Genomic DNA, 14,218 nt, shown 5'->3' on the forward strand with positions numbered 1-14,218 from the left:
GATGGCCGTCGCTGTGGCCGTGGGTACCATCGACTTTTGCCAAGATCACCAATCACGTGGTCACCTCCACGAGCCTACCGACGACTCCCAGTCTGGTGCAGCGCCTGTCGGAAGGTATGATTTATTTTCAGGCCGCCTCATGAATAGGGAAGGATCAAGGTTAATACAAATAGGTTAGAAATTTAATATTGATGGGTCGATTTTCAGATAGGAAATCATTAGGGATGCACAGCATGTAGCAGAAGGCCTAGTGCCACACCTCTCAGGCCTGAGAAGAGTATTATCCTCCTCCCGGAGTATCTTCAACATCATACACCCAGAACTGTAACATTAATATTGTTTAATTTAGCTAATGTTGCATTGAAACTTTTTCTTGCGGCAATCTAAATCGACTGCTAGATATATATTGTTACAATAAAAAAGCATAGGGGCAGGGAATGAAAAAATGGGACAAGTTTTATTTCTCCATGATTTGTGTGTTGTTTATAAGTGCGTGTGGCAATGATTCGCCCAATGAGGCTGGTTTTAAAGAAGGAATGCAAAATTACATTGCCGAAAATATTGGAAGTTTTAAAATTGAACTCCCGTTAAATAACGCGAAACTTACTGCTGGGAATCTTAGGCTTGAATCTCCCCAAAGCGCATTAGATTTTTCAATTTTGCAAACCATGGCAAACAAAGGGAGAATTGAGCGGGTTGATGAGGCCGGAATGTCGGTTTTATATAGAATACCTGAAGAAGAGCGTCAATTTTTCCGATATTATCCAACTGGCCTTACATCAATTATGCTGGGGGAGGCCAATGTCCATGAAGTTATTAGGTTCACTGAGCCTGTTGTAGATGATGGCGTAAATAAATCGTACGCGACGATAGTCTTCAAAAATAACTATAATGACTGGCTTGAAGAAGAGGATGTCCTGGCTCTACGTCATTGGATTTTTTTTGCAGCAGATTTAACAGGAGCGGGAACTTCTTTTACATACCGCCCATTTCAAGATCAATTCACTGAACTAGCTTTTTCTTCAATGGTATCTTCATTGGGTGGGGGTACGATATTTGACTTGCCTCAGTATAATGTATATTGGGTAAACTTGGCTCTTGATTCTTTTACGATGGAAGTGCCAATGATAAAAAATAATGATGGCTGGGCTCCGTTGTCAGATTTATCTCAATGGGTGTTGGTTGAAGCCGATGGGGTTGGTTTGACGGGTAATGATATAGTAGAGAATGAGGACTTCATGTTTGAAAGAATCCTTGGTCCTATCGATAATCCGCCAGCTCCAAAAGAAGATGATTTGCTTCTGCTGGCAGAGGAGATTTTTTTAGGGCCGGTTTCTTACACAACTCCTTTAGATGAAAGTGGAGAAAAGCAGTGTTTGGATCAATCTAGTGCTGATACAATAGGTAAGCAAGTCTCCGAATACAGCTGCAGCCCACGGGAGGTTGAGATACTGGAGCTTATGACAAGTAATGGTCATGTTGCTCGCAGCGCCCCTGCTCGTGGGGATGTGAAATACTCAATTGATGAGAAATATCGAAGCCATCTGACAAATGAAGGGCTATTGACTATAGGCGATACTAAAGTTTCTGATATTACCCTTGGGGAGATGGGGTACGATATTAGAGGGTTTTCATTGTATCGCTTTGATCTAGAGGTGCTTTTTACGCCATTTGAGTGGGCGTTTCCCTATGTAAATGAGGGGCAGCCGAATCCTTCTGAATGGGACTTATTGTTGGTTTATGCTAACGGGGAGTGGAATGCTGTGAGGAATCGCGATCTTCTGGCACCGCTGAACTACCGGCGCGACTGAACCGTTCAGCCTGGCCAGGCATCGGCTATAGAAGAACGAACATGGGCCTTTGGTATGGCATCTAAAGACACTAGCGTTACATTATGTAAAGTTGCTTAATTGAGTGGCTGGGAGAATGATCCCAGCTATATCGGAAACGTCGAGTTTGGAATGAGTGCGAGTTATGAGGGTCAGCGGGTAACCGCGACATTTGCCGACAAAATTTGGTTAATGAAAGGCAGTGACGGCTGGATTATTAGGGGTTGATGAAGTGTTTTGTCCTGTTGGCCTTAGTCGCCTTGATCCGCATAGGCTAGTGTTATCTTATTTCGATATAGTTTAAAAATAACAAGCCTATGGAGGTAAAAATGGCTATATCTTCCAAGCTTTTAGCTCTTGGAGTTGCGGTGTTAGCTGCAAGCCTCAGCACTGCTCATGCCTTGGCGCAAGAAATGAGGGCGGACTCTACCGACGGTTCGGTGATGGGTGAATGGGTGGGTACCTATACATGCGCCCAGGGTCTCACGGGGCTAACCCTTACGATAGCGGAGGCGACGCCAACAAGTGCCCGTGCGATGTTTCATTTTTATGCTGATCCACGCAACCCTCAGGTACCTACTGGCTGTTTTACCATGGAGGGTAATTACGACCCCGTCAGCAGCCGCCTTCAGCTCAGCGGACACGACTGGCTTCTACGCCCCAGTGGTTATATGTTTGTCTCGTTCGAAGGCATGATCGATGCAGAGGGCCGGAATTTTCAGGGGTTGGTTTCAGGGCCTCCTAGATGTACTACTTTTAAGCTGAGCCGTCAGCCCTCTCCCGCTACGCCTCAAGAAAAATGTGTTTTCGACACACCCACAATTCAGGGTGACCAGATCAGCGCGGGCAAGATAGCTCAGGTGCTGGCTGATGATGGGCGAATTGATCTCAATATACTGTTTGACTTTTCTAAAGCAACAATCCGGCCGGACAGTAGAAGTCAGCTCGACGAATTAGGCCGCATCCTCATGTCACCCCTCATGGCAGAGCAGAGGATCGGAATCTTTGGGCATACTGATGCGGTAGGTTCCGTTGAGGCGAACCAACAGCTGTCAGAGGAGCGAGCTGCTGCCGTTCTCGACTATCTGGTCGATCGATTCAATGCCCCAGACGAGCGGTTTGAAATTCGAGGGTTCGGAAAAGATCGTCTGAAAAAGCCCGATTCTCCGCAAGATGAAGCCAACAGGCGAGTAGAGATCATGCTCCTAAATAACCCCTCTGGATAGCGACTTCGTCATTAATAGAACCATCGCTACCGCTACATAGCTTTAAGTTATTTTCATAACATAACGTTGGTGAAAAACACAACCCCTTTTGACCTGTTCACCACCTCTTATAAAGTGAAAACAATTGCAACTGTAATCATGAACTACCTAGCCACTATATGGAGTCCATATGCATTATTTAATAGTCCTTTTGGCTGCATTATCCTATCCTGCTTTCTCAGGGGAAAGAGAATGGTATTTGGGGGATTGGAGGATCGTAGAAGCTAGATTTCCTGGGGTTACTGCTATGACAGATCAAGAAGCTGCTGCATGGGTTGGGCTTGATATACACTATAGTAATAACTCAGTAGAATTAAAAAACGAAATCTGCAACGCTCCAGCTTATGAATCTAATTCTGTGCCTCCTGTCGATTTCATGGGAAGGAATATGTCTACACTTGAAACTCTAGAAATCAATACCTCAATGGTTGAGTTAATTGAGGTGGACTGTACTCCATCTTGGATGGGCCCAGGATTTACTATCATTAAAAGAGATGATCATAGCGGATATATTTTCTGGGATGGTGCATATTTTTTAATTATAAAGAAAAATTAGGGCTCTTCGACGTTGGGCCCTCGATCCCCCTTAGAGCGCGACTCGAGGGGTTCCATCGCAAAAAATCCGATCCGAACCACTTAACATTTCCTGCTGTGGCAGTCCCCGGGGATTGGTATCTCTGAGCCAATCCATCCTCCGGAGTGGCCATGATGCAGAGACAGCACTCGAACACCTTCCCTTGGCTGGCCAGGTTGGTCGTCACCGCTGTGGCTTTGGTACCAGTAAGTGTGCTGGGCCAAGCCCTCCTGAGTGATCTTCACCCCACTGCAAGGGGGGGATACACCGTGGAGATCTTCACGGTGGCCGGTGAACCCGTCACCAACGTGCCGTCAGGGGCTGCCGTCATCGAGCTCGATGCGCCGGCACGCCTTGATGCCGAGTTGTCCGAGGACCTTCCAGCCGAGGCGGATGCCGCCAAGGCTGTCATGCTCGAACGGATGCAGTCACCGGAGTGGGAGGACATCACTAAGCGGTACGCCGAGCAGCACATCGGCGTGACGCGCGCCTGGATGCTCGGCGTGGAGAGCGTCCCCGCCGTGGTCGTGGACAGCCAGTACGTCGTCTACGGTGAGCCCGATGTCAACGCCGCGCTCATCGAGATTCTGCGGGCTCGAGAGGAGGTGGCGCGATGATCGGCACGTATCCACCTCGCTGGCTGACGGCCGTGCTGGTGGCCGGTGTACTGGCTCTTCTGGGCAGCCACGCACCCCAAAGCGCCAGAGCGACAAGCATCACAACCCCGGAGATCGTGGAGTCCGCGCTATCGACTGAGTGCCTCGACTACAGCGTCATAGGTATTTGCGTATGGCTACACTGCACTACCTTCGGCTGCAGCATCCGCACTTCCGTCAAGGTCCGTCACTATATTCCGGAGCTGGTGGTGTCCAGCTATGAGAACACCGGCGAGAACCCCTGGCGCGAAATCGCCATGGTGTCACCTCCCACCGGAGACGCCTTGGCAGGCGGCCAGAGCACTTCCGAGGCCCAGTCGGACATGCAGGAGCACCTGCGCTTCAAGAATGTCGATGCCATCGGTCACCCCGGGGTTGAGCTCTTCAACCAATTCGCCAGTGCCCTCGGGTACACCTGCTCAGGTGCCGCACAGGCCTTCCAGCCCTACTTCATTTCGACGTTGGACGCCTTGGCGTGGCGCTCAGGCATCCCCGAGTCGGCCTATCCCGAGGCGCTGATCCCGGGCCGCCGGGAACTGGGGAAAATGGGTACGGATCTCTGGGGCAACATCTACCCGCGGAGCGGCTTCATCAACCAGGTACATGATTACAAGTCAGCTGCACTGATGGCCCAGCGCTCCGCCGACATCGTCACTCGCGAGGGCCAGCCCCACGTCTACCAGCCGCTGGTAAGTTCTGAGAGGGACGGTTACTGGCCACCGGGCCCCGTAGAGGAGGGGGACGATGACCACCGGTGGCAGCATCTGACGCCCAAGACGAGCCGGTCCTGCGTCGTGTGGCCCGACCGCAGTCCCGCCGACACCTATGCCGATCGCCTCGATGAAGCCGGCGATTACGTCTTCGCCTTATGGGGGCGCTATCGCTGCTGCCAGCGGCGGGGACAGGAACTGCTTTACCACACCGGCGACTATGCAAGGAGATCCCTATGAAGCGAACTGTCCTGAGTCCCATTTTGCCCGTGGCTGCGGCCATGGCCATGATCCTGGGGCAGGATGCCCAAGCCCAGTCCTTCGCCGATGATCTCTACTACGACATCGGCGGGGCCTCGCCATTCTCGATTTCGGCCGGTCGAGGTCACAATCCGTACAAGACGGGCATGGGCGTCCGTTGGAACATGAATTCCTCGTGCGGGAACTTCGACATCGGCGCGACGGTATCGAATCAGCTCAACGGCCTCACCAACGGCTTTCAGAATCTGATGGGCGAGGTCGTCCAGAACGCCCAAGGCGCCGTCGCACAGCTACCGGCCATGATCATCCAACGGGCCAACCCCGGTCTCTACGACCTGCTGTCCAATGGCGTCCTCCAGGGGCGCATGGACTTCGATAAGGGCAAATTATCGTGCCAACAGATGGCCGAGCGGATGGCCGACGCAGCGATGGGCGCGGGCCTGCACGAAATGGCAGTAGCAGAGAGTTGGCAAGATGCTGCGACAAGCAATGACGACGTCGTGGCAGCGCAAGAGCAGGTCGAGCGGTCCGGCGGAAACGGTGGCACGACCTGGGTTGGCGGCGAGAGGCGGGGCGGGAGCAATCAGGAACCTATCCGAGTCGTACAGGATGTTGCCACTGCTGGCTACAACCTGCTGCATGGGCGCGACGACGTCACGAGCAACGCCGCAGTCACCGGTGGTGGCGGTGGCTGGGGATCGGTGCCCACCGACGAGGGTGACTGGATTGGCGGCGGCAGTGGGTCAGGCGGGGGCGGGAGCGGCGAGTGCCAGGGGGGCATGTGCACCGTTTGGGGCAGTCCGGAAGACGCCGCCGAGTGGACCGTCGCTGTGATCGGTGAGGATGAGCTGCAGACTTGCGAAGACTGCGAAAAGCAGCGGTCCCAGGCCGGCACCGGGCTGATGCGTGAGCTTGAGAAAGAGCAGCGGGAAGTGCACGAGAAACTCGTGGCCCTAGTCGCCGGCAATGAGCCGCCCACCCCCGAGAACCTCCGAGAGGTGTCCGCGGGCGATGGGCTCACCGTGTCTCGTGGGGTGATCGAGTCGCTGCGCACGGATCCCCAATCAAGCTTCCTCGTGCATCGCCTTTCCAGCGAGATGGCACTGGCACGCACGTTGACCAAGGCCATCTGGGCAAGGCGGATGATGCTCGCCGGGATCAGTGAGCCGGGGATTGCCAACAACGATCCAGCCATGACGTCTATCGATCGCCGCGTTGCCTCTCTGGACCGCGACATAGATTCCCTGAAGTCCGAGATGGAGATCCGCAAGACCTTGGCCGGCAGTGCCGCAGGGACTGCATTGGAACGTGCCGCCAACCGTGCGGCGGGCTCCACCCGAGACGAGACAGCACGTCCGGGGGCAACCCTGGATAGCCGCGGCCGGCCGGTGAATGAGGTAGAAGAATGAACCGCTTCCGGCATGCTTGGTACGACCCGAGGCGTTGGCCATCGCTGGTGGTGTTTGTGGTTGCCCTAGTGGCTGTTGTCTTCCTCAGTGGTGTCATCGCCTCGATCGGTATCCGGTTGGCAGGCAGTCTCGCTGCCTGGCGAACCACTATGGATACTGCTGCGCCACTACTGATGGGATGGCGATTGGTGTTCTATGGCGTGATCACTTGGCTATGGCTTCGTTACTGGAAGCCCCGCGTCCTGGCAAGAATTGGCGGTGATCGAGACGGAGGCGTGCGAGCCCGCCACAAGCTCAATCGCATCGAACTCGTGTCGATAGGCTTCATCGTCGTCCTCGAGCTGATGAACGTAGCCAACTGGCTGGGAGGCATGTGATGGAGGGAGTGCTCACGGCGCCGCTGGTGGTTTTCGACTACCTCACCAATGCCCTGGTCATGCTTGGCTGGCTGATCCATAACGCCATCTGGAACGTGATGACCAGTACCGCCCTGGCGGCGATACCGTTCATCGCGCTAATTGCTTCTGAGTGGTTCAAGGCTCGACAAGAGGGTGACGACGAGGGCAACAAGGGCGTCTTGACCATCAACCGCATCGAGACGCGGCTGTACGTCATGGTGCTTATCCTCCTGTTCACCTGCCAGCCGATTCTCCAGGTGCAACTAACCACGGTAGATGTGGACCAGCGGCGCAGCCAAGAGTGTGGCACGCGCCAATTCGCTGGCGGAGAGTGGGGAGAGTCGGCTCTCAGTGCAATCGATGGGGAGACAGCGAACATCCCCGTCTGGTGGGCATTCGTCCATGCCGTATCTCATGGCATGACCGGGGCGGCCATTACAGCCATTCCATGCAGTACCGACTTCCAGTCGATTCGCACCGAGCTGGACTTGAATTCTGTCGAGGATCCGGTGCTGAAACGCGAAGTCGGTGAATTCCAGTTGGCCTGTTTCGGGCCCGCCCGTAACAGGCTCTTCCAGGAGTACGGCAGCGTCGAGCCCTCTCGCGCCCACGATGTCGACTGGATCGGAAGCCGCTTCTTTCTGGATACCCCAGGCTACTACGACAGCTTTCATGCCGGTCGGCCGGTAACAGGCTTTCCCTATGACGCAGATCGGGACGTATCCCGGCCGAATACCGGCCCTGGTCAACCCGGCTACCCGACCTGCCGGGAGTGGTGGTCGTCGTCCGACGTCGGCCTGCGAGCGAGACTGCACGACCAGGTTGATTCGGGGTTCTGGGACAGCTTCCGCAGCGTGTTCACCAGTAACGAAGCCGAGGACTACGTGATCCGGCGGATGGTTAGCCCAAGATCGGGGGCTGCAAGTGGGAACCTTGACCAGGCCGTTGTTGGCTACCGGGACCTGGGTGGAGGCGGCCGAGCCGGCTTCTGGGATTCTATTGTGACGGGGGCAGGCGCTATTGGTGGTGGTTTGTCTATTCTGCCGTTCTCGGCGGGGATGGACATGCTGAAACAGGCGCTGCCCATGGTTCAGGCGATCCTGGTGATGGCCTTGGTGATCTGCCTGCCATTCGTGATGGTGATCTCGGGCTATTCCTACAGGGCGGTGGGTATGGCCACCTTCGGGCTATTCGGAACCTGGTTCCTGACGTTCTGGTGGGAGCTGGCGAGATGGATCGATTCGAAGCTGATCGATCTGATCTATAACAGCGATGCGGCCAAGATGAGCTGGATGGCCGCCGCCAACAATGCCTACGACAAGCTGGTGTTGCAGTTCGTCGAGGGAATGATGTTCCTGGTGCTGCCGGCGATCTGGCTAGGGGTGCTGGGTTGGGCAGGGATGAGAGTGGGTGAAGCAGTTGGCTCTTCGGTAAAAGGTGGGGCCGGAGATGCTCAAGGAGCTGGGAAGAAGGGAGGGGACAAGACACAGTCCACGGCTTCCGGAGGGAAGATCTAGTACGGAGTCGATTAGGGCCAGCCTATGCTGGCCCTAGTCATCATCTGGACCAGGCATTCGAAACCCACCTTGGTAGTAGCCATAACCATCCGCACCCCATCTCCATCCATCTTCGAACAGCTCAGCCTCCTCTTCCTCGCTGCCGGAGGAGGATTCGGCAGCATTCTGCAAGATGCCTTGGGTGACACCAGCGGCAAGTGCCAAGCTTCCACCTAGCAGTTTGCCCCCTAGGCTGCCAGCACGCTTCCATCCATCAACGGTGGATGCTGCCTTGGCGGTGGAGCGGACAGTGGTAGATGCGGACTCGCCCAGGATCTTGAGAGACTCTGCAGCGGAGGCTTGGGTATGCCAGCCGTCAGACCAGCCATCACCAGCTTTATGGGAATGCTCAGGGCGAAGGGGCTTATGACTCATGTTGAACTCCTCGCACACAGTTACAGCTACAACATGGCGGTTTGCTTGTGGGCCATACGTCGCGTTCATGCTCCTCTCGCTGGGCAGGCACGACGCATGCCAGGTGCCGAATATTCCACCCTCAGGGTAGCACGAAACCCTATTTTAGCGACGCCTTGGCCGGCAACGGAACCGGGTAGATGCTTGGCCATTAGAGGTCTGCATGGATATGCCAGCGTCCATCTTGGCAGGAGCTAGAAATGCCTGTAGAGGCAAAGCACTAGCTTTAAGTTAACTTATGAGCAACGATGGTAACGCTGGGTTACAGGGAGATGCCTGGTGAGGCCAGGCATTGAGGCGCTGTTGTACGAATTAGAGCGCTGCAGCTCTCTATTAATCCAGGGGTATGGTCTTGTCCATGACACCAGAAATTTGGCTACGTCTGAACGCAGCGAAGCTCGGCAGTCCCTTCGAGGGGATGTTCATCAAGCAGGTCCTCGCCCATCTCCCCGGTGTCGATTTTGCCCACCTGCAGGCGCAGGCACCCTTCCAAGACATCGATGGACGTCAGCGCTATTGTGACTTCTCTTACGAGGTACCGGGTCACTTCAAACTAGCCATCGAGATCGATGGTTTTGACAAGCGTGGCACCGGTACCGGCATGACTCATGAGGATTTTGTGGACTGGCAACGGCGACATGCTGCCCTGGTCAGTCAGGGGTGGGATGTCTTGCGCATCGCCAACCGTGACGTGCGTGACCACCCTCAAAGATGCTTGCAGTACCTCACGCTGATCATGAAGCAGTCTCAACTGGGGCAGCTCAACCGTGCAGATCAGGGCTCACTAGGAGAGCTTCAGAGATCCCTCCAAGGAGCCCAAGCGGCGCAGGAGAGCGCAAAAGCTAAAGGCGAGAGCCTAGAAGGAGCTTTGCTTGAAGCACACAAACACGTCGAAACCCTCAACAATGAGACCCGAACATTGAAAACGTCCGTCTGGGCTTTTGCCTTCGTACTTGTTGCTGCCTTAGGCATCTTCACTTTTAAGGACGTCCTTCTCAACCGAGAGCAGACGACGACCTTGATGCCTCGGGCTTATTCATCAGCGGGAGGTGATAGCTGCGCCAATCCGATCAGTTGGGAGGAGGCTGGCCAGCATGTGGGCCAGAGGAAGGCACTAATGGGGCCTGTAGTACAATTCACCACACGCGAGAGCGTGAGTGGCAGCCCCACTTTCATCACTCTGGGCGTCGCTTACCCTGATCCGGCGCGTTTTACCTTGGTGATCTGGGGGAATGACCGAAGCAAATTCCAGTCAATCCTCTCACATGGCAACGATTTGCTGAGTCGAAAGGTCTGTGCCGTAGGAGTAATCGGCGAGTACCGGGGCCAACCTCAGATCATCCTCTCTGAGCCTGATCAGGTTGCGTTCTGATCCTGATGGAAGTGCCGCTAGCTTGGAAGTTTCATGAGTGCCGCCTGTCGTCGTCCTGTGGCTCTTGAGTCCACGGACAGGCCCCGTACCCCGCCAGACTGAGGATCCTGTTGATCGAAAAATTTACCCAGAGGGAAAGGGAAAAAGCCCAAAGGAGTAATGGAATGGGTAAGCCAAGGGGAAGGGGCTTACCCGGAAAGGCAGGGTGAGGAGAATTGGAGAGAAAACCTAAAGGGCTGAATGGACAAAGGGCTGCTCCAGTCCTTCATGCTGCTTCTGCCCAGAACTGCTTCATCTGGTGGCACGAACTACATGCTTCGATCAGTCGCTATCTCACTCATTTTTGTTTTCCTGAGTTCAAGAAATAAGCGCAGCACCTGCGGTGCTCACCGCTCTGTAACCGAATACTCTACAACTCCCATACCATAACCTTCCGAGCATGATAACGAAGATTAGTGCACGGTGGTAGTTGCCACTAATAACCCAGAAGTGGTTGCCAGTTTGGAGTTTAACATATTTAATAATTATATCCGAATGGATAGAAATTGCTATCTATATTGGTCATCGCCGGATTGCACGAATCATCTAGTTTTATGCCGTCACGGTAGATCTCGCATTTCACTATGTCACCTGCCGACCAGTCAATAAGGGCATAATAGTTATCAGCATTAAAATAATGCTTCTCAGGCCCCTCCTTATAGATATGGCCGCCTTTGCTCACACCATTGACTTCGCTTAAAAACTCCATGTCAGGATGGGTTCTGATAACCCTAACAGCATCAATGACGACACCTTTGTCCCAATTCACCCTGAACTCAAGATCCCCGTTTCTGTAAAACCGCTCCTCGACACCATCTTTAACAAAATCTTGGAAATAATTAGATGGATCGGGCTCGCCCGCCAGAACCCGAGTCACCTGACGATACACGCTCCCGTCTGAGTTGTAAGCAACGGAATGTTCATAAGTTTGTTTGCCTTCAATATACTTTGCGCTCACATGGGATTCGCCAAACTCATTATAAGAAATCACATCTCCATGTTGACGTCCGTTAGCATAATTAGTTATTTTATTAATAGATCCGTCGGGATTATAGTTGATATATTCACCGTGTCTTTCTCCATTTAGGTAATGAACCAAAAGATGAACATGACCAAAATCATAGCTACCTTGGAAACCCGTTTTTTTTCCGTTTTCGAAAACCAGGTCCGTCAGCACATCGCCATCAGATAGCCACTCTTTGTATTCGCCGTCAAGTTGGCCATTTGTGTAATTGGTCATCTTGATCAGCTGGCCATTTACAGGGTTAAATTCAGTAAATTCACCATCCTTTTTGCCATTCCTGTATTCTGACTGAGAAATAAGTTGATCATTGCTGGGATTCCATACTTTCAGAACGCCATCTAATTGACCTGCCAGGGTGTTACCAGAAGCCACTCTTTCCCCGGCGTTATTGCTGCAATCGAAGGAGCCGCTCGGCATGCCTTTTTCCATTTCAAGCCGGCAAGAACCAACCGTCATGACGCCAAGAAAATTCATGGGGTAATCAGTAACAATACCCGAAAAAGGATCATTTTCCTGGTATTTATAAGACAAGCCGTTATAAGTCTCTAGTTGCCTGTAGGATATCTCCTCCTGGGTGCATCCAGACAACAGGAAAACCACGGCCGCAAATGGCAAGAAAAAAGCGAATCGAATACCTTTCATTTGATCTCTCTAAAAAGTCATATATCGCTAATATCGACACTGAGGGCTAGATCTTTAGGGTCGTTAGCTTTTTTTTCAGCTTAATTCACTTCACTGGCGGTGCCTGGTCTAGAGGGTTAGTGATTGCTAACTAGCTGCGCCCCGGCTCGCCGATATTGCGAAGCACTACACACCTCATGGTTTGCGGACCGAAGGTAAAAAAGGTAGCGCTTCGTCATATGGGCCAGAGAGTGGCGTCCTGCACAAGTCTCGGTTGTTGGCTTTGCCCTTGGCCCAGGCAGGGCGATACTCCCCATCACAGATCGAGCTGCTCGAGTGGGGTGTCATGCGTCGACTTGCGGATCTCTGTAATCTAGGCTTTGTACGAAAAGTCGAATTTGCTAATGTCACTATGCCGAAGCAGCATGGGTGAGGTATGGAAGGACGCTACGAGCTCTCCGACCATAGTTGGTCGCTGGTCAAGGACATCGTCTCTGCCCCCCCTGGAGATGGGCCGGCTAAGGCGGGATGATCGACAGGTGTTGAACGGCACCTTCGATGCGGTGCTGGCACGTCTCCAGCTCAAGCTTCGTGAGGATGGCCTGATGGGCTCAACCTTACTCTGGCTGACATCTTGGCTGCCGTTACGCCTCTACGCCCAAGATCAACCTGGATTTTTTGCGGCCCAAATTCGAGAGCAACGTAGAAAGAGACGCTCTCAAGCAGGAGGCCTTGCGGGCGTTTGGGTGGCGAGTCTTGATCGTCTGGGAGTATGTGATGCAGGATCTCATAACGCTGGCAGCTCGGCTGCAGCGGGAGTTCGATCTGTCACCTGTTGAGCCATCCCCTTAAGATGCTGAATGAAGCTGAGCCCGATAATTTCGCCCAGTTTCACTGGCACGGCATTGCCTATCATGCGTCCTGTTGTCTTGAAATGGATCTCGGAGCCAGGCTCCGTGAAGCGGTAATTCGCCGGGAAGCCCTGAAGGAACGCTGCCTCCCTGAGAGTGATGGCCCGATCCTGTTCAGGGTGACCGAATCGGCCGTTACCGAAGCCGTAGCAAAGCGTCGTGATAGTCGGGCTTGGTTTGTGCCACTCCATACGGCCATAGACGCTTGAATAGGTCTTTCCGCTGGTTTTCGTGTGGCACTCGGTCACGAGCTCCTCGGGCCAGTCTCGCCAGGTGCCGCCGGGCTTGGACGCTTTCATCCTCCTCATATTGAGTTCGGATAGCCTAGCTGCCTTATGAAAAGGGTCACTCTGGCAAGTTTCGCCTGCCGCGAGAGGGGGCATGTGGCCGATGGCATCCTGCACCGAGACTGGTGCCAAAAGGTGAGTCGGGGGAATCAGCGAGATCGGGCCGAGACGAGATGCCAACAGGACGTGGCGCCGACGATTCTGTGGTAATCCGTAATCTACGCATGCCACAGGGCCGGCCCAGATATGGTAATCCTCGTCTTTGAGAGCGTCGACGAACTCATGGTAAATGGCGTGCTTGGTAACGTCCGGCACGTTTTCCATCGTGACGAGTTCTGGCTGAATCTCACGGATGAGATGAGTAAAGGCTCCTAACAGAGGCCACTTCTTGTCAGTGGTAGTGTCCTTTCCCTGATTATAGGTCGAGAAAGGCTGACATGGGGCGCAGCCAGCCAGGAGCTTGGCAGCGTTTGAGTCTTGATACCAGGCGCCCACCTGCTCCGGTTTGGCCTTAGAGACATCCTCGTCGACGAACTGTGCCCCGTTGTTCCACTCGTAGGCGAAACGACATGAGGCCTCGATGTCATATCCGGCGTGAACCCGGACACCGGCTTGGCGTAAGCCAGCGGTCAGGCCACCAGCTCCACAGAAAAGGTCTACGGCTTCGATCATGTGCGCTTTGCTCCCATCATGCGCCACATTCTACATGCTTTTACTCCGTACCTCGAGGGTAAAATCTAACGTAACAGGGTACGTAGCTCGTCCAGGGCGAGCCACGGGCGCTTCGCATGTACCATGTGATGACTGTTGGCCCACAGCAGAGCGAGATCATCAAGCTTCGTTTTGTCACCGGGCTCCAGGGTGTGCAATGGTTGGCTGTGGTGACATTCGA

12 protein-coding genes are annotated in these 14,218 nt (G+C 53.7%); 9 read left to right on the forward strand and 3 right to left on the reverse strand.

Annotated elements, in window-relative coordinates; all coding sequences use genetic code 11:
• The first annotated feature begins 437 nt into the window (after positions 1-437).
• The 8 genes from DU505_RS22410 (at position 438) to DU505_RS19025 (ending at position 8,619) form a co-directional block, all read left to right on the forward strand.
• Positions 438-1,811 (forward strand): hypothetical protein, encoded by a 1,374-nt coding sequence (locus DU505_RS22410; protein ID WP_147273101.1) that lies wholly within the window; start codon positions 438-440, stop codon positions 1,809-1,811.
• Positions 1,812-2,158: 347 nt separating this feature from the next.
• A complete protein-coding gene (locus DU505_RS19000; protein ID WP_181872871.1) occupies positions 2,159-3,055 on the forward strand; it encodes an OmpA family protein in 897 nt (298 codons plus the stop codon).
• Positions 3,056-3,224: 169 nt separating this feature from the next.
• Entirely contained in the window at positions 3,225-3,650 is a 426-nt protein-coding gene (locus DU505_RS22415; RefSeq protein ID WP_147273102.1) for a hypothetical protein, read from the forward strand.
• Between the two features lie 149 nt (positions 3,651-3,799).
• Complete coding sequence (locus DU505_RS19005; RefSeq protein WP_245948076.1) at positions 3,800-4,285, forward strand: TIGR03757 family integrating conjugative element protein; 486 nt, start codon at positions 3,800-3,802, stop codon at positions 4,283-4,285.
• Positions 4,282-5,274 carry a TIGR03756 family integrating conjugative element protein gene (locus tag DU505_RS19010; RefSeq protein WP_114480542.1) on the forward strand — a complete coding sequence of 331 codons (993 nt, stop codon included), beginning with the start codon at positions 4,282-4,284 and terminating at the stop codon, positions 5,272-5,274. Before DU505_RS19005 ends, DU505_RS19010 begins: the two co-directional genes overlap by 4 nt.
• A complete protein-coding gene (locus tag DU505_RS19015; protein WP_245948078.1) occupies positions 5,271-6,704 on the forward strand; it encodes an integrating conjugative element protein in 1,434 nt (477 codons plus the stop codon). Before DU505_RS19010 ends, DU505_RS19015 begins: the two co-directional genes overlap by 4 nt.
• Positions 6,701-7,081, forward strand: a complete 381-nt coding sequence (locus tag DU505_RS19020; protein WP_114480543.1) for a hypothetical protein — start codon at positions 6,701-6,703, stop codon at positions 7,079-7,081. The genes DU505_RS19015 and DU505_RS19020 overlap by 4 nt, the downstream gene beginning before the upstream one ends.
• Positions 7,082-7,089: 8 nt before the next feature.
• The gene (locus DU505_RS19025; protein WP_181872872.1) at positions 7,090-8,619 is read left to right on the forward strand and encodes a conjugal transfer protein TraG N-terminal domain-containing protein; all 1,530 of its coding nucleotides are present in this window, start codon (positions 7,090-7,092) and stop codon (positions 8,617-8,619) included.
• 33 nt (positions 8,620-8,652) lie between these two features.
• Here the strand turns inward: DU505_RS19025 and DU505_RS22420 are convergent, their stop codons facing one another.
• On the reverse strand, positions 8,653-9,033 hold the full coding sequence (locus DU505_RS22420; RefSeq protein ID WP_147273103.1) for a hypothetical protein: 381 nt from the start codon (positions 9,031-9,033) through the stop codon (positions 8,653-8,655).
• 397 nt (positions 9,034-9,430) lie between these two features.
• On the opposite strand from DU505_RS22420, the gene DU505_RS19035 reads away from it, so the two are divergent.
• Positions 9,431-10,444, forward strand: a complete 1,014-nt coding sequence (locus DU505_RS19035; RefSeq protein ID WP_147273104.1) for a hypothetical protein — start codon at positions 9,431-9,433, stop codon at positions 10,442-10,444.
• A 517-nt stretch (positions 10,445-10,961) separates the two neighbouring features.
• Here the strand turns inward: DU505_RS19035 and DU505_RS19040 are convergent.
• Complete coding sequence (locus tag DU505_RS19040; protein ID WP_114480547.1) at positions 10,962-12,149, reverse strand: toxin-antitoxin system YwqK family antitoxin; 1,188 nt, start codon at positions 12,147-12,149, stop codon at positions 10,962-10,964.
• 766 nt (positions 12,150-12,915) lie between these two features.
• Complete coding sequence (locus DU505_RS19045) at positions 12,916-13,998, reverse strand: DNA cytosine methyltransferase (protein ID WP_114480548.1); 1,083 nt, start codon at positions 13,996-13,998, stop codon at positions 12,916-12,918.
• Positions 13,999-14,218 lie beyond the last annotated feature (220 nt).

It is taken from the genome of Billgrantia montanilacus (genome assembly GCF_003336675.1).
GTDB lineage: Bacteria > Pseudomonadota > Gammaproteobacteria > Pseudomonadales > Halomonadaceae > Halomonas > Halomonas montanilacus.

Coding starts and splice junctions, on each gene's coding strand:
- DU505_RS22410 (WP_147273101.1), top strand. CDS start 438: ATGAAAAAATGGGACAAGTTTTATTTCTCCATGATTTGTGTGTTGTTT.
- DU505_RS19000 (WP_181872871.1), top strand. CDS start 2,159: ATGGCTATATCTTCCAAGCTTTTAGCTCTTGGAGTTGCGGTGTTAGCT.
- DU505_RS22415 (WP_147273102.1), top strand. CDS start 3,225: ATGCATTATTTAATAGTCCTTTTGGCTGCATTATCCTATCCTGCTTTC.
- DU505_RS19005 (WP_245948076.1), top strand. CDS start 3,800: ATGATGCAGAGACAGCACTCGAACACCTTCCCTTGGCTGGCCAGGTTG.
- DU505_RS19010 (WP_114480542.1), top strand. CDS start 4,282: ATGATCGGCACGTATCCACCTCGCTGGCTGACGGCCGTGCTGGTGGCC.
- DU505_RS19015 (WP_245948078.1), top strand. CDS start 5,271: ATGAAGCGAACTGTCCTGAGTCCCATTTTGCCCGTGGCTGCGGCCATG.
- DU505_RS19020 (WP_114480543.1), top strand. CDS start 6,701: ATGAACCGCTTCCGGCATGCTTGGTACGACCCGAGGCGTTGGCCATCG.
- DU505_RS22420 (WP_147273103.1), bottom strand. CDS start 9,033: ATGAGTCATAAGCCCCTTCGCCCTGAGCATTCCCATAAAGCTGGTGAT.
- DU505_RS19035 (WP_147273104.1), top strand. CDS start 9,431: ATGACACCAGAAATTTGGCTACGTCTGAACGCAGCGAAGCTCGGCAGT.
- DU505_RS19040 (WP_114480547.1), bottom strand. CDS start 12,149: ATGAAAGGTATTCGATTCGCTTTTTTCTTGCCATTTGCGGCCGTGGTT.
- DU505_RS19045 (WP_114480548.1), bottom strand. CDS start 13,998: ATGATCGAAGCCGTAGACCTTTTCTGTGGAGCTGGTGGCCTGACCGCT.